Origin of the sequence: Cupriavidus pauculus (assembly GCF_022179805.1) — a bacterium.
Taxonomy (GTDB): Bacteria; Pseudomonadota; Gammaproteobacteria; order Burkholderiales; family Burkholderiaceae; genus Cupriavidus; species Cupriavidus pauculus_E.
On sequence record NZ_BPUO01000020.1, the window covers coordinates 68,157 to 89,468 of the forward strand.

The window sequence follows — 21,312 nt, forward strand, 5'->3', positions numbered from 1 at the left end:
CCGCAATCGCCGGCGATGCGCTGAATTCTAGTAACCGGCCCGGCGGCTGACAGTTGTACCTAAGGATGATTGCCGCGATTTTATTTAAGTTGTATCTGAAATGCAATTTTTAGGTGGTCACCAGAAATTCCGGAAAAGTGGCTATGTGCCGCACGCCGGCTTCCGCCTTAATCTCCGCACCAAACGCACGTTCGGTCACTCGCTGGCTGCTGCGTCCAAATGTCGTTCCGCCCCCGATGCCTGTCTCGCTCGCGAGCCTGCCATGAACACCGTTGCCATCCTGCTGTCAGCCTTCCTGCTCTCCGTCTTCGCCCTTGGGGCGTTCATCTGGTGCATGCAGAAGGGCCTTTTCGATACGTCTCCAGCCGCCGCGCGGGTGATCTTCAGTGAAGCCGAAACCGGCCACCCCGAAGACCCGGCCGCCGCGCAGGCGGGCCTGGCCGATCCGTCGCGCGAGGCCGCCGACCGGTCTTCGGCGCCCGTGGTCTTCCTGTTCCTGTGCTGCGCCATGGTGTGGCTGGTGGTGGCCTCGGCCGCCGGGCTGACCGCGTCGGTCAAGCTCCACGAGCCCGACCTGTTCGCGTCGGTGCCGTGGCTGACGTTCGGCCGCATCCGCACCATCCACCTGAACGCCGTGGCCTATGGCTGGGCGCCGATGGCAGGGCTGGGCATCGCCATCTTCATGCTGCCCCGGCTGCTCAAGACCGAACTGGTGGGCGCGCGCTGGGCGGTGCTGGGCGCGGCGCTGTGGAACGCCGGGCTGATCGCGGGCATCGGCAGCATCGGCGCCGGCATTTCCGATGGGCTGGAGTGGCTGGAAATTCCGTGGCAGGTGGACATCCTGTTCGTGATCGGCGGCGCGTTCGTCGGCTTTCCGCTGGTGCTGACGCTGGTGAACCGCAAGGTCGACCACCTCTACGTGTCGGTCTGGTACATGGGCTGCGCGCTGTTCTGGTTCCCGGTGCTGTTCCTGGTGGCCAACTTCCCCGGTCTGCATTTCGGCGTGGAGCAGGCCACCATGAACTGGTGGTTCGGCCATAACGTGCTGGGGCTGTTCTATACGCCGCTGGCGCTGGCGTCGATCTACTACTTCCTGCCCAAGGTCATTGGCCAGCCGGTGCGGTCGTACGGGTTGTCGCTGCTGGGCTTCTGGGCGCTGGCGTTCTTCTACGGCCAGGTGGGCGGGCACCACCTGGTGGGCGGGCCGGTGCCGGGCTGGCTGATCACGCTGTCGGTAGTGCAGAGCATGATGATGCTGATTCCGGTGATCGCATTCTCGATCAACCAGCACCAGACGCTGCGCGGCAACTTCCGCCGGCTGATCGATTCGCCGACGCTGCGCTTTGTCACCTTCGGCGGCATGATGTACACGCTGAGTTCGATCCAGGGGTCGTTCGAGGCGCTGCGCGTGGTCAACCGCGTGGCGCACTTCACGCACTACACCGTGGCGCATGCCCACCTGGGGCTCTACGCGTTCGTCAGCTTCGCGTTCTTTGGCGCCATCTACTTCATCGTGCCGCGCATCACGGGCCGCGAATGGCCGTACCGCTGGCTGATCTACCTGCATTTCTGGCTGGCCGTGGGCGGCATCGGCGTCTACTTCGTGAGCCTGACCATCGGCGGCTGGCTGCAGGGCCTGGCCATGCTGGACGCTGCACGCCCGTTCATGGATTCAGTGCTGCTGACCGTGCCTTACCTGAAGGCGCGCTCGCTGGGCGGCCTGATGATGCTGACCAGCCATCTGTGCTTCGCAGCCAATTTCGTCTGCGTGATCGTGGGCCTGGGGCCCAATCGCGACCGCCCGGCCATGTTCCACCAGGGCCGCAAGCCTGCACAGGGAGTTTGAACCGTGAACAACGAAAGCGTCCTGTTGGCGGGCGGCATGACCATGCTGGCGCTGGCGACCAGCGCGCTGGTGGTGGTGCCGTACCTGCAACTGCACGATGTCAAGCCGACCGAGGGCGTGAAGCCCTATACGGCGGCGCAACTGCGCGGCCGCGAGGTGTATATCGCCAATGGCTGCATCTACTGCCATTCGCAGCAGCCGCGCGACAGCAGCTTTGCCCCCGACGCCAAGCGCGGCTGGGGCCGCGCGGCAGTGGCTGGCGACTACTACTACGACAAGCCGCACCTGCTGGGCACCATGCGCACCGGCCCCGACCTGATGAACATCGGCGTGCGCCAGCCCAGCGCGGACTGGCACCTGGGCCACCTGTACCAGCCGCGTGCCTACGTGAGCGGCAGCATCATGCCCAGCTACCCGTACCTGTTCGACGTCAAGGACGCGCCCGAGCCCGGCGAGAAGGCCGTGCCGCTGCCGCCCGGCTATGCGCCGATTGGCAAGGTAGTGGTGCCCACGGGCGCTGCGCTGGACCTGGTGGCCTATCTGCAATCGCTGAACCGTACCGGGGCCGTGCTGCCCGCGCCGGACGGCGTGGCCCAGCGCTAGGCGGGCGGAGACCGACATGAGCGATAACAACGATCCGCGCGGCAACAAGACGCCCGAGGTACCGGAGGCTGGCGACGCGCGCCAGGCCACCGCGGCCCGCGCCCGCGAGTACGAGGACCCGCACGAAAACCGCATACCGATTCCGCGCTACGTGCTGGTCATGATCGCGGTGCTGGTGGCTTGGGGCGCGTGGTACATCGCCACGGCCCCCATCGACCAGCCTTCCGCGTTGGGCGACCGCCGCACCGTGGCTGACCTGCAAGGCCAGCCGAAGGGCGCCGGCGGCGCCGTGGATGGCGCCGCCGTGTACCAGAGCCGCTGCGTGGCGTGCCATCAGGCAACGGGCCAGGGTTTGCCGGGCGTGTTCCCGCCGCTGGCCGGATCGGAATGGGTGGCGGGCCCCGACACCAAGGTCGCCAGGATCGTGCTGCGCGGCGTGTCCGGCAAGCTGACCGTCAAGGGCACCGCCTATAACGGCGCCATGCCGGCCTTTGCCGATCAGCTCAACGACGCGGAAATCGCCGCCGTGCTGACCCATGTGCGCAGCCAGTGGGGCAACACCGCGCCGCCGGTCAAGCCCGAGACCGTGGCGGCAGCCCGCGCCGACACGGCCGCCATGACGGGGCCATTCGATGGCGACGCCGCACTCGGCACGCCGGGTAGCTGATCTCGGACCCTGGATCGCACTGGTCGCCGCGCTGCTGGTGGGCGCGGCGGCTATCCACGCGCTGACCTACGGGCTGTCCGCCTGGACACTCGACCAGCGGCGCGAAGTCCGTATCGCCCGCCAATCGCTGCACCTGCCGGCCATCGACGTGCACAGCCAGGACGGCCAGCGGGTGCGGCTCTTCGGTGGGCAGGGCGGGCAAGCCGGGCAGGGCAACCAGCCCGCCGTCTACATCGTCGATTTCATCTACACGCGGTGCCCCACGGTCTGCCGCGCGCTGGGCGCCGAGTTCGACCAGTTGTCGCGCCAGATCGATGCCGACGGCATGGCCGGCCGCATCGGGCTGGTGTCGCTGTCATTCGACCCACGCGATACCGCTAGCGACCTGCGCGGCTATGCCACCACGTTCCACGCCCGCGCGCCGGGCTGGCTGGTGGCGTCGGCCGAATCTCCCGTCGACATGAACCGCCTGCTGGCCGACGCCGACGTGATCGCGCTGCCCGACGGGCTGGGCGGGTTCGAACACAACGGCGGGCTCCATATCGTCGATGCGCAGGGGCGGGTGCTAGCAGTGCGTGCACTGGAAGATTTTCGCGACGCCTACGCGCTGGCACTGGCCCACGCACGCGGGAGCCAGCCATGACCGGCGGGCGCTTTCAACGCGTGGCGCGACTGGCCTGCCTGTTGTGCCTGTTGCCGGCATTGCCGCCGCTGCGCAGCTTTTTCGAAGCCTCGATGGCCATGTTGATGCTGGGTCTTCTGCCGTGCCTGTTCGCGGCGGGCTGCCTGCTGCCTGCCTGGTTCCCGGCGCGGCGCCGTGCGCGTGTGCTGGTGCGGCTGCGTCCCTATGCGCTGGCGCTGCTGGTGGCGGCATCGCTGGCCTACGGCGTCTGGATGCTGCCGATCGCCATCGACCTGTCCCGCATGTCCTGGCAGCTCGGCTTGATGCGCGACGTGTCGGCCGGCCTGGCGGGACTGGCCGCCGTGGCGGCCGTGCGCGTGGCGCCGTGGCCGCTGGTGTTGTTTTTTGGCGGCAACATGGTCTGGATGGGCCTGACTTTTGGCATGCTGTTCGTCGATGCGCAAACGCGACTTTGCGCCAATTACCTGCTGGGGGATCAGCGCCTGGCCGGCGCCGGGCTGATGGCCTGGTCGCTGGGGCTGGGCACGTGGCTGCTGGTCTGGGCGGCCCGGCGGGCGGAGGCGATTCCCACCGCTTCCAGAAAAACAAAAAAGAGGATCGGACTAAAGAATGTCGGCGGCCTGCCGATAAACGCGGCCAACGACGGGCATCGAAGTATCGATCCTGACAAGCATAAAAAAGGGGCCTGAACAGAGCCCCGTTTGACCGGTCACGCGCGGCACGGGCTGTGCGGGCCATTTGATAGGGGCGAGTGTGCTGAGAAGAATCAAGGCGGAACAGCTGCAGATTGGCATGTTCGTGGCAAGGCTGGGCGGGCCGTGGATCAACCACCCGTTCTGGCGGTCGCGCTTCCTGGTCACCAGCGACGAGCAGGTGGAACAGATCCAGGGCGCCAGCGTGCAGGACGTCTGGATCGACATCCTCAAGGGCAAGAACCTGCCAACGCCGGCCGCGCCCGAGGCGCTGGAGGCCGAGGCCGCCGACACGCCGGAGTCGAGCTTCGAGGACGAACTCGAACGCGCGCGCGAGCTGATCAAGACCGGCCGCGTGCTGATCGGCAACCTGTTCAACGACGTGCGCATGGGCCGCGCGCTGGAAACCAACGGCGCGCTGCTGCTGGTGGATTCGGCGTCCACGTCGCTGTCACGCCATTCGCAGGCGCTGCTGGCCATGGCGCGGCTCAAGGTCAAGGACGACTACACCTACCTGCATTCCTTCTCGGTCTGCGCGCTGATGATCGCGGTGGGCCGCAACCTGAAGCTGCCCGACGGCGAGGTGCGCGAGCTGGGGCTGGCGGGGCTGGTGCACGACATCGGCAAGCTGACGCTGCCCGAGTCGATGCTGATGAAGAGTGGCGATCTGTCTCCGGCGGAAGAGGAGCAGATGCGGCGCCACCCGTCGGCCGGCTACCGCATCCTGAACGAGGCGCGGCTTTACACCAACATCCCGCTCGACGTCTGCGTGCACCACCATGAGCGCGTGGACGGACGCGGCTATCCGTTCGGGCTGCTGGAGCACGAGATCAGCGTGCACGCCAAGATTGCCGCCATCTGCGACACCTACGATTCGCTGACCTCGCCGCGCCCGAACCACCAGGCGTGGTCGCCGGCGCGCGCCATGGAATACATCGCGGTGCGCGTCGACACGCTGTTCGACCGCCGCGTGTTCAAGGCGTTTACGCGCACCATCGGCATCTACCCGCTGGGCACCGTGCTGCGGCTGCGCTCGGGCCGGCTGGCCGTGGTGTGCGGGCAGAACGACGGCGAACCGCTGCAGCCACGCGTGATGGTGTTCTACTCGGTGCCCGATTCCCGGGCGCTGCCGCCCGAGGTGCTGGACCTGCGGCAGGGCGAGGACAGCGTGATCGCGTTCGAAGATGCCCGCCAGTGGGGCTTCAGCGACGAGCAGCTCATGGCGATGTACGCGCCCCACGCGCAATAGCCGCAAGCCCGGGGAATCGTCTGAATTTGTCGTTGGCGGCAATGGTTTGGTGGCGGCGGGGCGCATGGCTAGTAGACTTGTGGTCTGTCCGTCCCCGCACCATTGCATTACCTTCATGACATTTGACGCCCTGCTGGACCTGTTCCAGCAACGTATTCCCGCCCATCCCTGGGCCCAGATCTCGCTGTATGTACTGGCGCTGGTGGTGATCGCCGTGCTGGCCCAGTGGCTGGTGGCCCGCGTGGTGGGCCGGGTGGTCTATCGCGTGCTGAGCCTTTCGGGCAACCGCGAATGGGCCGCCGCGCTGATGCGCCATCGCACCTACCGCCGGCTCGGCTATGCGGTCTTCCTGGCCGTGATCGCGGTCGGTATCAGCCAGGTGCCCGACCTGGGCAAATTCTCGATCCTGATCGAACGGCTGGCGCATGCCGGCACCTGGGTCAGCGTCTTCCTGATGCTGTCCGGCGTGCTGGCGGCCTGGCAAAGCGTGTTCGCCAACAGCCGGCGCGCGCAGACGCGGTCGATCAAGGGCTATGTGCAGATCGCACAACTGGCGCTGTGGCTGGTCTGCGGCGTGCTGGTGCTGTCGATCCTGATCGACCGCTCGCCGCTATGGATGCTGTCAGGTATCGGCGCGTTGTCGGCGGTGCTGCTGCTGGTGTTCAAGGACACGCTGCTGTCGCTGGTGGCCAGCACGCAGCTCACGTCGAACGACATGCTGCGCATCGGCGACTGGATCGAGATGCCGCAGTCCAACGCCGACGGCTTCGTGATGGACATCGCGCTGCATACGGTCAAGGTCAAGAACTGGGACAACACCGTGACCACGGTGCCCACGTACAAGCTGTTTTCCGAGAGCTACCGCAACTACCGGCATATGTTCGAGTCGGGCGCGCGCCGTATCAAGCGCACGCTGCGCATCGACGCGTCGACGGTGCGGTTTCTCGATGACGAAGAGGTGAGGGCGCTGATGCGCTTCCGGCTGCTGCACGACTACCTGGAGGTCAAGCAACAGGAAGTGGAGCAGACCAACCGCGTGCTGCTGGGCGAGAACACCGACCCCGTGAACCGCCGCCGGCTGACCAACCTGGGCACATTCCGCGCCTACGGCATCGCGTTCCTGCGCGCGCATCCCGATATCCACCAGGACCTGCTGCTGAACCTGCGCATGATGGAGCCCGACTCGCAGGGCATTCCGATCGAGGTCTACTGCTTCAGCAACCGTACTGGCTGGACGGACTACGAGCGCATCCAGGGCGACATCTTCGACCACCTGTTTGCGATCCTGCCGGAGTTGGGTCTCAGGCTGTACCAGGCGCCATCGGGCGCGGATCTGGCGGGGGTGCGGGAGAATTCGATGCGCGGCGCACAGGCGGCGCTGGCTGCGGCGGCGATGGATTCGGGGGCGCGGGAACCGACGCAGGTGCAGACGGATCGGGCGGATCGGATTGCTTGAGGCTTTCCCGCTTCGCTTGTTTTGATTTTCTCCCCTCTCCCGCAAGGCGGGAGAGGGGCAGGGGGTGAGGGCACGGCAGTTCAAATTGCCGGTATCGCGTCTTGAGGCGCTGGCCCTCACCCCCAACCCCTCTCCCACGACGTGGGAGAGGGGAGCAAACAATCAGTTGGCAAGCAACGATTTACGCCTTGCGCGGCTTCACCTTCCCAGCCGATTCCTTTGCGCGGGCACGCGCCGTATCCACATCCGCCGCATACGCCAGTGCCACACCCATGCGGCGCTTGGTGAACGACTCGGGCTTGCCGAACAGGCGCAGCTCGGTTTGCGGCACGCGCAGCGCTTCGTCCACGCCGTCGAACACGATGCCTTCGGCGTCCACACCACCGTAGATCACGGCGCTGGCGCCGGGGGCGCGCAGGCTGGTGTCCACCGGCAGGCCCAGGATGGCGCGGGCGTGCAGTTCGAATTCGTTCTGCCACTGCGTGATCATCGTCACCATGCCGGTGTCGTGCGGACGCGGGCTGACTTCGCTGAACCAGACCTGCTCGCCCTTGACGAACAGTTCCACGCCAAACAGGCCCTGGCCGCCCAGGTCGGCCGTGACGGCGCGGGCGATGTGCTGGGCGGTTTCCAGCGCCTTCGGGTGCATCGGATGCGGCTGCCAGCTTTCCACGTAGTCACCAGCCACCTGCACGTGGCCAATCGGCTCGCAGAATTGCGTGCCGACCTGGCCATCGGCGCCCATCGCGCGCACGGTCAGCAGCGTGATTTCATAGTCGAAATCGATGAAGCCTTCCACGATGATGCGGCCATGGCTGACCCGGCCGCCAGCCATTGCGTAGTCCCAGGCTGCCTTGACGCCCTCGGGGCCGTCGATCTTGCTCTGGCCCTTGCCCGAGCTGCTCATGACGGGCTTGACCACGCACGGATAGCCGATGCCGCCGTCGATGGCGGCCTGCAGCTCTTCGAGCGAATCGCAGAACTTGTACGGGCTGGTGGGCAGGCCCAGCGTCTCGGCGGCCAGGCGGCGGATGCCTTCGCGGTCCATCGTCAGGCGGGCGGCGCGGGCGGTCGGGATCACGCGGACCACGCCAGCGGCTTCCAGCGCTTCGAGCATCGGCGTGGCGATGGCTTCGATCTCGGGCACCACCAGGTCGGGGCGTTCGGCCTCGATCAGCGCCTTGAGCTGTTCACCGTCGCTCATCGTGATGGTGCGCGCGTGATGGGCCACCTGTTGGCCGGGCGCATTCTCGTAGCGGTCCACGGCGATGGTTTCCACACCCAGGCGCTGCAGCGCGATCAGCACTTCCTTGCCAAGCTCGCCCGAGCCCAGCAGCATCACTTTGGTGGCGGACGGAGAAAGAGGGGTTCCAAGGGTGGTCATGGCGGGGGCTCGCGGCAGGAAGAAAAGACGCGATTGTAGCAAGGAGCCCGGCCAGTTTTGTCGGTTGCTCCCCTCTCCCGCAAGGCGGGAGAGGGGCGGGGGTGAGGGCGCGGCGGTTCAAATTGCGATCGTCGCGTCTTGATGCGCTGGCCCTCACCCCCAGCCCCTCTCCCGGAGGGAGAGGGGAGAACTACAAACAGCGATCAAACGATCAAACGATCAATACGAGATCTTCGCGCTCAGGCTGATGGCACGCGGGTCGGCCGGCTGGATGTAGTTTTCGTACTGGAAGCCCCAGTAGCGCTTGTTGGTCAGGTTGGTCAGCGCCGCGCGCAGCGTCAGTTCCTTGCCGGCCACGCGGGTGTTGTACGTGGCGCCCAGGTTGAACACCGTGTAGCCGCCCAGCGTCAGGTCGCCTGCCGCGCGGGCCTTGGTGGTGCCGGTGTACTTGCCGTCGACGCCAACCTTCAGGCCCGGCACGTAGGGCACGCGGTAGGCCAGGCGGCCGGTCATGATGAAGTTCGGTGCGCCAGCCACGCGGTTGCCGATGTTCTCGGCGCCCTTGCTGTACTCGCTGTCCAGGTACATCGCGCTGCCGCCCACTTCCCACTGCGAACCGAAGCGCGTGGAGCCTGCCACTTCCAGGCCCTGGTAGATCGACTGGCCGTCCTGCACGAACGTCGGCAGGGCGTTGGCGCCGTTCGACTGGCTGAACTCGCTGCGGCGTTCGATGCGGAACAGGGCGGCCGTGGCGTTCCACTGGCCCTGGTCGGTCTTCACGCCCACTTCGTACTGGCGGCTCTTGGCCGGCGTCAGGCCCTGGCCCGCGTTGGCGTACGACGTGCCGACGATGCCGCCGCCGTCGAACGACTCCACGTAGCTGGTGTAGAACGTGGTGGTGGCCCACGGCTTGTACATCAGCGCGGCGGTGGGGGTCAGCAGGCCGTTCTTGGTGTAGCTGGTGTCGCCCACGCCGCCAACGGTGTAGCTGTTCTGCTCGAAGTTCGTCACGCGCAGGCCAGCCAGCACCGACCACTGGTCGTTGAAGTGCATCGTGTCGCTGACGAAGGCGGCCTTCTGCGTGGTGTCGCCGGCGCGGTACTTGGTGAAGCCGGTCTGGCTCCAGTACAGGTTGGTGTACGGCGCGTTGATGTTGCCGTCGGCCAGTTGCGTGTAGACCGAGTTGGTGCTGTAGCGGTCGATCTGCTTCTGCCAGCTCAGGCCAGCCACCAGCTCATGGCGGAACGGGCCGGTGCGGAACTTGCCCTCGACCATCGTCGTCCAGTTGCTGAACTGCTGGCTCTCGGCGCCGTCGTAGCGGAAGTCGGTGTAGTCGCCGGCCGCATTGGACAGGAACAGCGTGGTCTCGTTACGGCTGCGCGACTGCTTGCTGAAGCTGTAGATCGTGCTGACCGTCCAGTCCTGGTTCAGGTTGTAGCGCAGACCGGTCTGGTAGACCTGCAGGTTCGAATAGAAATGCGCGTCGTTGTTGGCCAGCAGGCCGCCACGGCCGTTGATCACGCCGGGGATCTGGCCGTTGGTGGGCAGGCCACCAACGTAGAACGACGGCGTGGCGCCCCAGGTATTGCGGTCCTGGTAGATGCCGTCGAACGTCCAGGTCAGGTCGCGCGTGATGCGTGCATCCAGGCCCAGCGACACCGAATTGCGGTTGATGCCCACGGCGTTGGCCGGCTTGCCTTCTTCGTGCGTCACGTTCAGGCGGTAGCCGAACATGTTGTCGGGGCCGGCACGGCCGCCCAGGTCGACGTGCTCGGTCCAGACGTGCGAGCTGCGATAGCCCAGTTCCACGCTGGCTGTGAACTGGTCTGTCGGCTTCTTGGTGACGTAGTTGATGGTGCCGCCGGGGTTGCCAAAGCCGTACATGAAGCCCGACGCGCCCTTGAGCAGTTCCACCTGTTCAAGCTGGTCGTACGGCAGGGTCAGGCCGTAGCTGATGAACGGCATGCCGTTGATCTTGTACGCGTTGCGCCAGTCCAGTTGCAGGCCGCGCACCGTGGTGTAGGCCGCCCAGGCATTGTTGCCGTTGCTGTTGTCCGAGACCGAGGCGTCGTTGAAGAACACGTCGCCGATCTTGGTCACCTGGCGGTCGGCCAGGTCTTCGCCGCTGACCACGACGGTGGAAAACGGCGTGTCGAGCTGCGACTTGCTGCCCAGCGCGCCGCCCGATGCCTTTTTCTGCAGTTGCGGGCCGATATCCACGTCCTGCTTGGCGCTCACGGTCACCGAGGGCAGCGACTGGTCCGCAGGGGCGGTCTGGGCCAGGACGGTTCCGCACAGCGGAAAACCGGCCAGGACGGCCATGCGGGCAAAGGCGGCGAGGGGACGGACGCGCGAAGGCGCGTGTTGCCGGCGGGATGCCGGCGACTGGCAGGACGTCATGATGCGGATTGGCTCGTAAATAAGAATGTAAACAGTAATGCGAACTACTCGCATTACTGTTCGAAGGGCGAATGATGCGAGCCAGCCCTTATGCCGTCAAGGGCTCAGGCCGCCAATTGGCAGGAAATCCGGGGTTTCTTGTCATATTTCCAACATGTATCCGAATGTCTGCCAACCGGACAAAGTTGGACGCCGGGGTGGGCGCCGAGGTGGGCAGCTAGCGCAGGCCGAGCAGGGTTTCCAGCGTGCGCGCCAGCGTGACCAAGCGCGGTGCGACGCGTTGCTGGGCCGCCGGAAAGGTGCCGGGCCGCGCGCGTACGCCGCTGTTGACCACGAACCATTGCCCGTCCACGGGCTTGCACAGCGGAACGGCGAACGCAAAGACGTCATGCCGCCACTCGGCGCGATTCGAGCAGTAGCCCGCCGTTTCCAGATCCTCCCGGGCCTGGGCCAGTCCCGGGCCGGCCCGGTGCCAGGCATCGGGGTCCGCCAGCCGCAGCCGGTTCAGTATCGGGTCGCGCAGTTCGGCCGGTACGCGAGAGAGCCACGCCTTGCCCATGGCGGTGGTCAGCATCGGCATGGCTGCGCCGATGTCGGGCGGCACCACCAGGTTATCGGTCGATCGCGCGGTTTCCACGTAGATCATCTGCGTACGGTCGCGAACACCCAGCGACACCGCGCCGCCCACTTCATCGGCCAGTGCCTTCATCAGCGGCCGCGCCACCTGGCGAATCTGCATGCTGGCCAGCAGCGGATAGCCGGGCGCCAGCACCGGTGCGCCCAGGCGGTACTTGCCCAGCGCCGCCTCGTGGCGCAGGTAGCCCAGCACGGCCAGCGTGTGGGTCAGCCGCGCCACCGTGGATTTGGACAGCCCGGTGCGCTGTACGAAGTCGCGGTTGCCCAGCAGCGCCTCGCCGGGGCGGTAGGCCAGCAGGATGTCGATGCCGTTGGCCAGCGTGCGCGCGAACTGGCGGTCGCTTGGGTCGATCGTGTCGTCGTGATCGGTCGGTTGGCTCAGGGTCATGCCAGCAAGCCCTCCACGTCCGCCACCAGCTCGATCAGGCGCGGGCCCATCTCGCGTTCGAGCTTGCCCGGGGTCATGCGCGCGGCGGGCACGCCGCAGTTGAAGATCAGCACCTCGCCGTCGATCGGGTGATTCATGGGCACCGCCACCGCATGCACGTCCGACAGCCAGTCGCCCGCCGACCGCGTGAACCCCAGCGTAGCCAGGTCGTCGACGGCGGATGGAATCGCGTGCGCGTGGCGCTGCCATTCGTCCGGCTCCGTGTCGTGCAGGCCGGCCAGCACGGCGGCGCGCACGTCGGCGGGTGCCTGCGCCATCCACGCGCGCCCCATGGCCGACGCCAGCATCGGCAGCGCCGCGCCGATATCGGGCCGGAACGCGATGGCGTCGTGGCCCCGGCTGGTTTCCACGTAGACCATGCGCAGACGGTCGCGCAGGCCCAGCGACACCGAGCCGCCCATGCGGTCGGCCAGTGCCTTCATCAGCGGCCGCGCCACCTGGCGCACGCGCAGGCTCGCCAGCAGCGGATAGCCGAGCGACAGCGCCGTGGAGCCCAGCCGGTAGCGGCGCAGCCGGGTGTCGTAAAGCAGCAGCCCCCGGGCGGCCAGCGTGTAGGTCAGCCGGCTGATGGTGGCCTTGGACAGGCCCGTGCGTTCGGCCAGTTCCTTGTTGCTGAGCACGGTTTCGCCCACGCGAAAGCACTGCAGCAGCGCCAGGCCATGGGCCAGCGTGGTGGCGAAAGCGGGGTCCGGGTGGTGATGGGGAGAACGGGGCGTGGTCATGGGAGACATCCTAACCAGCGCAGTGTGCGCCCCGGCGGTCCAATGTTCAAGATAGCGAAACAACAGTGACGGCATATCGAAGGCCGGGCGTACGCTCGCGCTCAATCCCAGACCCGAACATGGAGCGAGACGATGATCCGAGATGCCGAAGCCTTCCAGCCTTTCCTGCAGTCGCTGCGCCGCTTTGTGCGCGACAAGCTGGTGCCGCGCGAGGCCGAAGTCGCCGAGCGCGACCTGGTGCCCGACGACCTGGTCGAGGCGATGGCGGCCCAGGGCATGTTCGGCTATTCGATCCCCGAAGCCTACGGCGGCGCCGGCATGACCACCGAGGAATTGGTGCTGGCGGCGATGGAACTGTCGCAATGCTCGGTGGCGTTCCGCGCCCGCGTGGGCACCAATACCGGCATCGGCTCCGAGGCGCTGGTGGCCGACGGCACGCCCGAGCAGAAGTCGCGCTACCTGCCGCTGCTGGCCAGCGGCGAGCTGACCGGATCGTTCGCGCTGACCGAGCCCGACGCCGGGTCTGACGCCACCGCGCTCACGACCACGGCCGTGCGCGACGGCGACCACTACATTCTCAACGGCACCAAGTGCTTCATCACCAATGCGCCGATTGCCGGCCTGTTCACGGTGATGGCCCGCACTGATCCGGACAAGCCCGGCGCGGGCGGCATCTCGGCGTTCATCGTGCCGCGTGGCACGCCCGGGCTTACCACGGGCCAGCCGTACCAGAAGATGGGGCAGGCCGGGTCGCCGGTGTCCGAAGTCCATTTCGACAACTGCCGCGTGCCGGCCGCCAACATTATCGGCGGCGAGGAAGGGCAGGGTTTCCGCACCGCGATGAAGGTGCTGAACAAGCAGCGCATCCACCTGGCCGCGCTGTGCACCGGCCCGGCCATCCGCATGCTGGAAGACGCCGTGCGCTTTGTCACCGAGCGCAAGCAGTTTGGCCAGTTGCTGGCCGACTTCCAGCTGGTGCAGGCGCTGATCGCCGACTGCCAGACCGAGATCCACGCGGCCCGTGCGCTGATCCTGGACACCGCGCGCAAGCGTGACGACGGCCAGGACGTGACGATGGAGGCGTCGATCTGCAAGTACTTCGCCTCGGAGATGTGCGGCCGCGTGGCCGACCGCTGCGTGCAGCTGTTCGGCGGCTACGGCTACATCGCCGACTACGGCATCGAGCGGTTCTACCGCGACGTGCGCCTGTTCCGGCTCTACGAAGGCACCAGCCAGATCCACCAGATCAACATCGCGAAGCGGACCTTCGCGCAGGCCGGCGGCCGCTGAACCGCCACCCAAAAAGACAACGACGGAGACAACCCATGTTCAAGCCCATCCTGATCGGCGCCGGCCTGCTGTGCGGCGCGGCCATGCTCCCCGCGCACGCGGCCGAGCCCGATGCCAAGTATCCCAGCAAGGTCATCCGCCTGGTGGTGCCATTCGCCCCGGGCGGGTCCACCGACATCGTGGCGCGGATCATTGCCGAGCCGTTGCGCGAGGAGCTGGGCCAGACCGTGATCGTGGACAACCGTCCCGGCGCGGGCGGCAATATCGGCGGCGACATCGTGGCCAAGGCCGCGCCTGACGGCTACACGCTGCTGATGGCGGCTGCGGGCCAGATCGCGATCAACCCGAGCCTGTACACGAAGATGAGCTACGACCCGGCGCGCGACCTGACCGCCGTGACGATGATCGCGCGCGACTACAACATGATGGCCGTCAACGCATCGCTGCCGGTCAAGAACGTGCGCGAGTTCGTGGCCTATGCCCGCGCCCATCCGGACCGCATCACGTTTGGCTCGCCCGGCAACGGCAGCGTGGCGCAACTGGCTGGCGAACTGATGAACCGCTCGACGGGGCTCAAGATGCAGCACGTGCCGTACAAGGGTAGCGGCCCGGCCGTGGCCGACCTGATCGCCGGCCATATCACGCTGATGATCGACAACATGCCGGCCATCTGGCCGCACGTGCAGTCGGGCAAGCTGCGCGCGCTGGCGGTGACCAGCGAGAAGCGCGCCCCGGGTGCGCCCGACGTGCCCACGGCCGAGGAAGCCGGCTTGAAGGGCTATGTGGTGCCGGCGTGGAAGGGCGTGATGGCGCCCGCCAATACGCCGCGACCCATCGTCGACAAGCTCAACCACGCGCTGGTGCGCGTGCTGGCGCGGCCCGAGATCCGCAAGCGTTTGATCGAACAGGGCGCCGAGCCGGTGGGCAACACGCCCGAGCAGTTTGCCCAGCAGATCAAGACTGACACCGCCTGGTGGGCTGCGCTGGTCAAATCCACGGGCACCACGCTCGACTGACGATGGAGAACGCTGTCATGCAAGCAGGCAACCAGGGGCCGCTGGCCGGCATCCGCATCCTCGACATGGCCACGGTGCTGGCCGCGCCGTTTTCCAGCACGCTGTGCGCCGACATGGGTGCCGAGGTGGTCAAGCTGGAACTGCCCGACGGCAGCGACCCGCTGCGCGGCCTGGCGCCCGTGAAGGGCGACCTGCCGCTGTACTGGAAGGTCACCAACCGGGGCAAGCGCGGCATCTCGCTCGATGTACGCAAGCCCGCCGGGCGCGAGCTGTTCCTGAAGCTGCTGCCGGAGTTCGACGTGCTGGTCGAGAACTTCCGCACCGGCACGCTCGACCGCTGGGGGCTGGACCTGGAGACGCTGCACCGTGCCAATCCCCGACTGTCGGTGCTGCGCCTGACCGGCTTTGGCCAGACCGGCCCCTATGCCCAGCGCGCCGGGTTTGCGCGGATCTTCGAGGCCATGAGCGGCTTCACGAACCTGACCGGCGAACCCGGCGGTGCGCCGCTGCATATGAACTATCCGATGGGCGACATGGTGGCGGGCCTGTTCGGCGCGTTTGCCATTGCCAGCGCCATGGCCGAGCGGCGCCGTCCCGGCAACGAGAACATGCCCGGGCGCGAGATCGACCTGGCCGCCACCGAGGCGCTGTTCCGCATGCTGGAGCCGCTGGCCGTGGAACACGAGCAACTGGGTCAGGTACGCCAGCGCGCGGGCAATCGTGCCACGTACACGGCGCCGTCGAATATGTACGCCACGGCGGACGGGGAGTGGGTGTCGCTGGTGGCGTCGTCGGGAGCGATCTTCCGCCGGCTGTGCCAGGCGATCGGGCGGCCGGCGCTGGCCGACGACGCGCGCTTTGCCACCAATCCGTTACGTGTGCAGCACCTGGAAGCGCTCGATGCAGAGATTGCCTGGTGGTTCGGCGCACATGACTACGCCGACGTGGCGCAGGCGCTGGCGCGGCACGAGATTCCGTTCAGCAAGATCTTCTCGATTGCCGATATCGTCGACGATCCGCACTTCCAGGCGCGCCAGGCCATCGTGCGGCTGCCGGACCCCGACCTCGGTTCGATTCCGGCACCGTGCGTGGTGCCGAGGTTTTCCGGGCATGCGCCGGCCCCGGCGCGCAGCGGGCCGGACGTGGGGGAACATAACGAAGAGGTGTACGGCGCGCTGGGGCTGACCGCCGACGATATCGCCGGGTTGCGCCGCGACGGCGTGGTCTGAGGGCCGGCGCCGGTCAGGCGTCGATCACCCGCCGCGCGAACCGTTCCAGGTAGTCCATTAGCAGGTCCGCGCCGCGCGCGGCCTCGGCCTCGTTGCCGCTGGCAATGGCGCTGGCCATCGCGTGGTGGGCCTGCGCGCCTTCGGCGATCTCGCCCTCGTGCTGGTAGGCGTACCAGAAGCGGCGGCACTGCACGATCAGCGGAATCACGGCTTTCACGGCCGACCGGTTGCGGCAGGCGGCGTGGTTGATATGGTCCAGCGCCTGGTCGGCCGCCATGTACTCGTCCAGGTTGCCGCGCTGGGCCGCCTTGACCATCTTCTGGGCGCTGGCCAGCAGCGCCTTGCGCTGGACGTCGGTGGCGCGGCGCGCGGCGCTGGCGGCGATCAGGCGCTCCAGCACGCGCCGCGTGGCAATCACATCCAGGTGGTCCATCACGTCGATGGTCGACACCATCAGGCCGCGCCGTGGCTGCTGCACGATCAGGCCCATCGACACCATGCGCATCAGCGCCTCGCGCACCGGAGTGCGGCCCAGTTCGGTCATCTCGGCCAGATCGGCCTCCACCACGGGGCTGCCGGGCGCGATCTCCAGCTTGGAGATCATCGTCTCGATGCGGTCGTAAGCAATATCGGCGGCGCGCCGCTTGCCGTTTTCGGGCGCGTGCGCGGCAGTACCCAGGGAGCTGGAAGGATTAGGCATCTCGAGGACGAAAGCGACAGGGCCGCCAGCCGGTGGGCTGGCGGTGGCGGACATTATGCCGCAGCGGGCCGGGCGCTCAGAGCGTGGCGCCGATCTTGCGCAGTTCCGGAATGGCGGGGGCCTTGGCCATCCACAGTTCGTCGAACTTCTTCACCACCGGCTGCGGGTCGTAGCTCGACGCGCTCTTGAACGTGACCGACGACTGCTTGAGCTTTTCCACCAGGCCCGCCTCGGTGGTGACGATGTCGTTGATCTGCGCGGTCAGCGCCTGGTTGACCAGCCCGCGCACGAGGTCGCGGTCCTTGGCGTCCAGGCCCTGCCAGATCCGGCCCGATACCAGCGGTGCGAACGGCATGAAGAGCGCGTTCATCGGCAGCAGCGCCTTCGAGATCTTGTCGTAGCGCTGGTTCCAGGACAGCTCGATGTCGGCTTCCAGCCCGTCCACCTGGCCGTTGGTCATGGCGTCGAACACGGCCGGCGTGGGGATCGGGGTGGGCGCGGCGCCCAGCATCGAATAGAAGTCGCGATAGACCGGCGTCGGGTTGATCCGCAGCTTCATGCCCTTGAGGTCGTCGGGGGTGTTGATGTCCTTGGTGGCAAACACCACGCGCATGCCCGTGATGCCCCAACCCAGCCCGATGGTGCCGGTCTCGCGCGGCAGCGCATCCAGCAGCTTCAGCGCGGCCGGCGTGCGCACCAGCTTGGCCACGCTGGCCGTGGAGCGCACCAGGTACGGCGCGTTGATGGCGGCCACGCTCGACACGCGCGAGCCCAGTTCGGCCGCCTGGATCCAGCCCATGTCCAGCGCGCCCGACTGCAGCTGCTGCATCATCGCCGACTCGTTGCCGAGCTGGCCCGAGTGGAACACGGTCACGCTGAGCCGGCCGTCCGTTTCCTTCTTCAGCGATTCGCCGAACGCCACGGCGGCGCGGTTCCACGAGTGGCCGGCCGGCGTGATCAGGCCCAGCCGGAATTCCTTGGTCGTGGCGGCGCGCGTGGCCGAGGTGATCACCATCGGCGCTGCGGCGGTGGCGATGGCGGTGGTCTTCAGAAAGCGGCGGCGGGTGAAAGTGGACATGGCAGGCTCCTGGATGGTCGATGGACGGTCGATGGGATGGGGTAGTTACTTCAGCAGCCCGATGGACAGGCTGGGAAACAGCGAGAGCAGCACCAGTCCAACGCAACTGATGATGAAGAAGGGCAGGGTGATCATGAACATCTTGCCGGGCTTGGCGCCGGTGACAGCCGACGCCACGAAGAACGACAGCCCCACCGGCGGCGACATCAGCCCGAGCACCAGGTTGATCACGATCACCACGCCAAAGTGGCGCGGGTCGATGTGATAGACCTCGGTGGCCACGGGCAGCAGGATCGGCACGGTCATGATCAGGCCCGGAATGCCGTCGATCACGGTGCCGATGATCAGCAGGATCACGTTGGCCAGCAGCAGGAAGGCCACCGGGCTGTGCGCCACGGTCTGGATCCACGTGGCCACCATCTGCGGGATCTTTCCGTAGATCAGCAGCCACGAGAACACCGCGGCAGCAGCCATCAGGAACAGCACGATGGCCGAGTAGATCGCCGAGCGCAGCAGGATGGCCGGCAGCGTGCGCATGTCGAACTCTTTCGTCACGTAGCGTCCCACCAGCGCGGCGGACAGCGCGCCCACGGCGGCGGCCTCGGTGGGGTTGGCCAGGCCGGCCAGGATCGAGCCGACGATGACGATGGGGATCAGCAGCGTCGGGCTGGCCTGCAGCACGGTGGTGGCGCGCTCGCGCAGCGTGCGGCGGGCGCTGCGCGGATAGTTGTAGAACAGGCCCATGACCGCGATGATCACGAAGAACAGCACGGTCAGCAGCACGCCGGGCAGGATGCCGGCAATCAGCATGTCGCCCACGGCCACCTGGGCCAGCACGCTGTAGACCACGAACATCACCGACGGCGGGATGATCGGCCCGAGCATGCCGCCGTAGACGGTCAACCCCGCCGCGAAGGTCTTGTCGTAGCCTTGTTTTTCCATCTCGGGCACCATGACCTGCGCCATGATGGCCACCTGGGCCGTGGCCGATCCGATGATCGACGACACCAGCATGTTGGCCAGGATGTTGACGTAGGCCAGCCCGCCCTTGACTGAGCCGACGAACGCCATGGACAGGTCGACCAGCCGGCGCGTGATGCCGCCGCTGTTCATGATTTCGCCAATCAGGATGAACAGCGGGATGGCGATCAGGCCGTAGCTATCAACGCCCGCGAACATCTGCGTCGGAAACGACTGCAGCAGCACGGTATCGCCGGTGGCGAAGATGAACGCCAGGCCCGACAGGCACAGGCAGATGCCGATGGGCACGCCGGCCAGCATGACGGCGCAGAAGAATAGTGTGGTAGTCATGACGTGGGCTCAGTTGACCGCTCAGTGGACGCTCAGTTGACCGATTCGGCCGAGCCGACGTGAAATTCGGGATAGGTCCGGCGCGGCGCCAGGTCCAGGTCTTCCAGCAGGTTGGCCAGCGCGTGCAGGCTCAGCGTGCAGGCGAACAGCGGCATGATCAGTTGCAGCACCCACATCGGCCATTCCAGCGTCTGCGTGTGCTCGGTGTAGAGGAAGTTGAACGACTGGGCCGCGTATTCCTTGGCATCGAAGCCGTACCGGACGATGCCCACCGGGTCCATCCACAGCCAGCACATGGCCACCATGGCCAGGCCGAACACCAGCACGCCGCCCGTGGCAATGACCTTTGACGCGCGGGCGAGTCGGGGCGGGAGTTGTTCGGTCAGCAGCCCCACCGCGAAGTCGAGCCGCAGCCGCGTCATGATCGACGCGCCCACGAACGTGAGCCACACCACCGAGTAGATCGAGGCTTCGTCCACCCAGTAGAGCGGCAGGCCCGCGTAGCGCGTCACCACGTTCAGCAGGATCAGCACCACCAGCAGCGTCATCAGCCCGCCAAGCGCCAGGCGCTCCACGGCCAGTACGGCTTCGGATGCGCGCAGCACCCAGCGCACCGGGCGCGCCACGGGCGCGGCGGCCGATGCGGCGTCCGCCGCAAGGGAAGATAGTTCGGGCATTGCTGAAAACTCCTGTTCGTGGAAATCGGCCAGGCCGGAGGCGAGCAAGTTGGGTGCCAATGCGCGCCGCCGGCCCCGTCGGGGCTTCAGGCCGTGTTCAGGCCACCGACTGGTACTGCGTGGGGCGCGTGGCCAGCGCCTGGCCCACCACGCGTTCGATGAACGCGCGCTCCTCGCCCACCAGCGGCAGGCGCGGACGGCGCATGTGCTCGGTGCCCACGCCGACGATGGCGTCGATCAGCTTCAGGTTCTGTACGAGCTTGTTCGACACATCGAGATGCAGCATCGGCGTCATCCAGCGGTACAGCTTCAGCGCCTCGGCGTAGTTGCCGGCGCGCATCAGGTCGAACAGCGCCACGGTCTCGCGCGGGAACGCGCAGCCCACGCCGGCCAGCAGGCCGTCGCAGCCCACCGCCAGCCCTTCGAAGGCCAGGTCGTCCACACCCATGAAGATCTGGTAGCGGTCGCCCACGGTGTTGCGCAGGTCGGTCACGCGGCGGATATCGCCAGTACTTTCCTTGACAGCCGCGATCCACTTGCAGTCGGCCAGTTCCACCATGTGCTCGGGCTTCAGGTCCACGCGGTACGCAACCGGGTTGTTGTAGACCATCACCGGCTTCTGGGCCGCCTCGGCCATCACGCGCACGTTCTGCATGGCTTCGCGTGCGTCGGCCACGTAGATCACCGACGGCATGACCATGAAGCCGGCCACGCCCAGCTTGTTGGCGCCGTCGATATAGCGCAGCGCCTCGCGCGTGCTGGTCTCGGACACATTGGCCAGCACCGGCACGCGGCCATCGGCGGCTTCCAGCGCGATGCGCGCCACGTCGAGCTTTTCTTCCAGCGTCAGCGTGCTGGCTTCACCCAGCGAACCGCACGTGACCAGGCCATGGATGCCATTGCGGATCTGGAAGTCGATATGGCGGATGGTGCCTTCGGCGTCGATGCGCTCGTCGGCGTGGAACTTGGTCGTGACGGCCGGGAAGATGCCGGTCCAGCGCGGATTGCTCATGAGGAACTCCTCGGTTGGGAAGAAAGGGGCCGCGTCCGTCGCGGCATCGAAATATCTTTTTAATATATTAAGGATATCTTTGAGAAATAATCCAGCAAGATCGATGCCAGTGGAAACCCGGATAGGCGGCGGACGGGAAAACGGCGTCAGGCGGGGGTTTCAGCGGGAATTGGCGGAAGGCGGGGCGCCGGAGGTGCGCGAGCAGTCAGGTGCGCGAGGTGCGCGCTTGGGGCGCGCATGCACCGCCAGCGGC

The 21,312-nt window shown here is 66.9% G+C and carries 19 protein-coding genes; 10 read left to right on the top strand and 9 right to left on the bottom strand.

Translation table 11 applies throughout. The features are described 5' to 3' along the window. Positions 1 to 262 precede the first annotated feature (262 nt). The 7 genes from MFF62_RS27830 to MFF62_RS27860 all read left to right on the top strand — a co-directional run bounded on the left by MFF62_RS27830 (position 263) and on the right by MFF62_RS27860 (position 7,156). Positions 263 to 1,846, top strand: coding sequence for a cbb3-type cytochrome c oxidase subunit I (locus MFF62_RS27830; protein WP_238266601.1), 1,584 nt, complete (start codon positions 263 to 265; stop codon positions 1,844 to 1,846). Between the two features lie 3 nt (positions 1,847 to 1,849). Further along, complete coding sequence (locus MFF62_RS27835) at positions 1,850 to 2,449, top strand: cbb3-type cytochrome c oxidase subunit II (protein ID WP_238266606.1); 600 nt, start codon at positions 1,850 to 1,852, stop codon at positions 2,447 to 2,449. 16 nt (positions 2,450 to 2,465) lie between these two features. Continuing rightward, a complete protein-coding gene (locus MFF62_RS27840; RefSeq protein WP_238266608.1) occupies positions 2,466 to 3,116 on the top strand; it encodes a c-type cytochrome in 651 nt (216 codons plus the stop codon). Then, positions 3,082 to 3,759, top strand: a complete 678-nt coding sequence (locus MFF62_RS27845) for an SCO family protein (protein ID WP_238266610.1) — start codon at positions 3,082 to 3,084, stop codon at positions 3,757 to 3,759. The genes MFF62_RS27840 and MFF62_RS27845 overlap by 35 nt, the downstream gene beginning before the upstream one ends. A 59-nt stretch (positions 3,760 to 3,818) precedes the next feature. Continuing rightward, entirely contained in the window at positions 3,819 to 4,448 is a 630-nt protein-coding gene (locus tag MFF62_RS27850) for a hypothetical protein (protein WP_238266612.1), read from the top strand. Between the two features lie 64 nt (positions 4,449 to 4,512). After that, positions 4,513 to 5,700, top strand: a complete 1,188-nt coding sequence (locus MFF62_RS27855) for a cyclic di-GMP phosphodiesterase (RefSeq protein WP_238266614.1) — start codon at positions 4,513 to 4,515, stop codon at positions 5,698 to 5,700. A 115-nt stretch (positions 5,701 to 5,815) separates the two neighbouring features. Next, complete coding sequence (locus MFF62_RS27860) at positions 5,816 to 7,156, top strand: mechanosensitive ion channel family protein (protein WP_238266617.1); 1,341 nt, start codon at positions 5,816 to 5,818, stop codon at positions 7,154 to 7,156. A 181-nt stretch (positions 7,157 to 7,337) separates the two neighbouring features. On the opposite strand, the gene purT is transcribed toward MFF62_RS27860, so the two are convergent. From purT to MFF62_RS27880, 4 genes are all read right to left on the bottom strand, one after another. Further along, positions 7,338 to 8,540 (bottom strand): formate-dependent phosphoribosylglycinamide formyltransferase, encoded by a 1,203-nt coding sequence (gene purT, locus MFF62_RS27865; RefSeq protein ID WP_238266619.1) that lies wholly within the window; start codon positions 8,538 to 8,540, stop codon positions 7,338 to 7,340. A 219-nt stretch (positions 8,541 to 8,759) separates the two neighbouring features. Next, a complete protein-coding gene (locus tag MFF62_RS27870; RefSeq protein WP_238266621.1) occupies positions 8,760 to 10,940 on the bottom strand; it encodes a TonB-dependent siderophore receptor in 2,181 nt (726 codons plus the stop codon). Positions 10,941 to 11,157: 217 nt separating this feature from the next. Beyond that, positions 11,158 to 11,964, bottom strand: a complete 807-nt coding sequence (locus MFF62_RS27875) for an IclR family transcriptional regulator (protein WP_238266624.1) — start codon at positions 11,962 to 11,964, stop codon at positions 11,158 to 11,160. Continuing rightward, the gene (locus MFF62_RS27880; protein WP_238266625.1) at positions 11,961 to 12,746 is read right to left on the bottom strand and encodes an IclR family transcriptional regulator; all 786 of its coding nucleotides are present in this window, start codon (positions 12,744 to 12,746) and stop codon (positions 11,961 to 11,963) included. Before MFF62_RS27880 ends, MFF62_RS27875 begins: the two co-directional genes overlap by 4 nt. A 132-nt stretch (positions 12,747 to 12,878) precedes the next feature. Between MFF62_RS27880 and MFF62_RS27885 the strand changes: the two genes are divergently transcribed. The 3 genes from MFF62_RS27885 to MFF62_RS27895 are packed head-to-tail and all read left to right on the top strand — an operon-like array spanning position 12,879 to position 16,281. Beyond that, on the top strand, positions 12,879 to 14,036 hold the full coding sequence (locus tag MFF62_RS27885; RefSeq protein WP_238266627.1) for an acyl-CoA dehydrogenase family protein: 1,158 nt from the start codon (positions 12,879 to 12,881) through the stop codon (positions 14,034 to 14,036). A gap of 35 nt (positions 14,037 to 14,071) precedes the next feature. Then, entirely contained in the window at positions 14,072 to 15,052 is a 981-nt protein-coding gene (locus MFF62_RS27890) for a Bug family tripartite tricarboxylate transporter substrate binding protein (RefSeq protein ID WP_238266629.1), read from the top strand. A 17-nt stretch (positions 15,053 to 15,069) separates the two neighbouring features. Continuing rightward, entirely contained in the window at positions 15,070 to 16,281 is a 1,212-nt protein-coding gene (locus MFF62_RS27895) for a CaiB/BaiF CoA transferase family protein (RefSeq protein WP_238266631.1), read from the top strand. A 13-nt stretch (positions 16,282 to 16,294) separates the two neighbouring features. Here the strand turns inward: MFF62_RS27895 and MFF62_RS27900 are convergent, their stop codons facing one another. The 5 genes from MFF62_RS27900 to MFF62_RS27920 all read right to left on the bottom strand — a co-directional run bounded on the left by MFF62_RS27900 (position 16,295) and on the right by MFF62_RS27920 (position 21,059). Further along, positions 16,295 to 16,981, bottom strand: a complete 687-nt coding sequence (locus MFF62_RS27900) for a GntR family transcriptional regulator (RefSeq protein ID WP_238266632.1) — start codon at positions 16,979 to 16,981, stop codon at positions 16,295 to 16,297. Between the two features lie 76 nt (positions 16,982 to 17,057). Beyond that, positions 17,058 to 18,059, bottom strand: a complete 1,002-nt coding sequence (locus MFF62_RS27905) for a TRAP transporter substrate-binding protein (RefSeq protein WP_238266634.1) — start codon at positions 18,057 to 18,059, stop codon at positions 17,058 to 17,060. A 45-nt stretch (positions 18,060 to 18,104) separates the two neighbouring features. Next, positions 18,105 to 19,370, bottom strand: coding sequence for a TRAP transporter large permease (locus MFF62_RS27910; protein WP_238266636.1), 1,266 nt, complete (start codon positions 19,368 to 19,370; stop codon positions 18,105 to 18,107). 32 nt (positions 19,371 to 19,402) lie between these two features. Continuing rightward, complete coding sequence (locus tag MFF62_RS27915; RefSeq protein ID WP_238266637.1) at positions 19,403 to 20,047, bottom strand: TRAP transporter small permease; 645 nt, start codon at positions 20,045 to 20,047, stop codon at positions 19,403 to 19,405. Between the two features lie 97 nt (positions 20,048 to 20,144). Continuing rightward, a complete protein-coding gene (locus MFF62_RS27920) occupies positions 20,145 to 21,059 on the bottom strand; it encodes a dihydrodipicolinate synthase family protein (protein WP_238266638.1) in 915 nt (304 codons plus the stop codon). Between the last annotated feature and the right edge of the window lie 253 nt (positions 21,060 to 21,312).

Coding starts and splice junctions, on each gene's coding strand:
- MFF62_RS27840 (WP_238266608.1), top strand. CDS start 2,466: ATGAGCGATAACAACGATCCGCGCGGCAACAAGACGCCCGAGGTACCG.
- MFF62_RS27920 (WP_238266638.1), bottom strand. CDS start 21,059: ATGAGCAATCCGCGCTGGACCGGCATCTTCCCGGCCGTCACGACCAAG.
- MFF62_RS27910 (WP_238266636.1), bottom strand. CDS start 19,370: ATGACTACCACACTATTCTTCTGCGCCGTCATGCTGGCCGGCGTGCCC.
- MFF62_RS27905 (WP_238266634.1), bottom strand. CDS start 18,059: ATGTCCACTTTCACCCGCCGCCGCTTTCTGAAGACCACCGCCATCGCC.
- MFF62_RS27880 (WP_238266625.1), bottom strand. CDS start 12,746: ATGACCACGCCCCGTTCTCCCCATCACCACCCGGACCCCGCTTTCGCC.
- MFF62_RS27845 (WP_238266610.1), top strand. CDS start 3,082: ATGGCGACGCCGCACTCGGCACGCCGGGTAGCTGATCTCGGACCCTGG.
- MFF62_RS27830 (WP_238266601.1), top strand. CDS start 263: ATGAACACCGTTGCCATCCTGCTGTCAGCCTTCCTGCTCTCCGTCTTC.
- MFF62_RS27885 (WP_238266627.1), top strand. CDS start 12,879: ATGATCCGAGATGCCGAAGCCTTCCAGCCTTTCCTGCAGTCGCTGCGC.
- MFF62_RS27890 (WP_238266629.1), top strand. CDS start 14,072: ATGTTCAAGCCCATCCTGATCGGCGCCGGCCTGCTGTGCGGCGCGGCC.
- MFF62_RS27915 (WP_238266637.1), bottom strand. CDS start 20,047: ATGCCCGAACTATCTTCCCTTGCGGCGGACGCCGCATCGGCCGCCGCG.
- purT (WP_238266619.1), bottom strand. CDS start 8,540: ATGACCACCCTTGGAACCCCTCTTTCTCCGTCCGCCACCAAAGTGATG.
- MFF62_RS27895 (WP_238266631.1), top strand. CDS start 15,070: ATGCAAGCAGGCAACCAGGGGCCGCTGGCCGGCATCCGCATCCTCGAC.
- MFF62_RS27860 (WP_238266617.1), top strand. CDS start 5,816: ATGACATTTGACGCCCTGCTGGACCTGTTCCAGCAACGTATTCCCGCC.
- MFF62_RS27875 (WP_238266624.1), bottom strand. CDS start 11,964: ATGACCCTGAGCCAACCGACCGATCACGACGACACGATCGACCCAAGC.
- MFF62_RS27900 (WP_238266632.1), bottom strand. CDS start 16,981: ATGCCTAATCCTTCCAGCTCCCTGGGTACTGCCGCGCACGCGCCCGAA.
- MFF62_RS27870 (WP_238266621.1), bottom strand. CDS start 10,940: ATGACGTCCTGCCAGTCGCCGGCATCCCGCCGGCAACACGCGCCTTCG.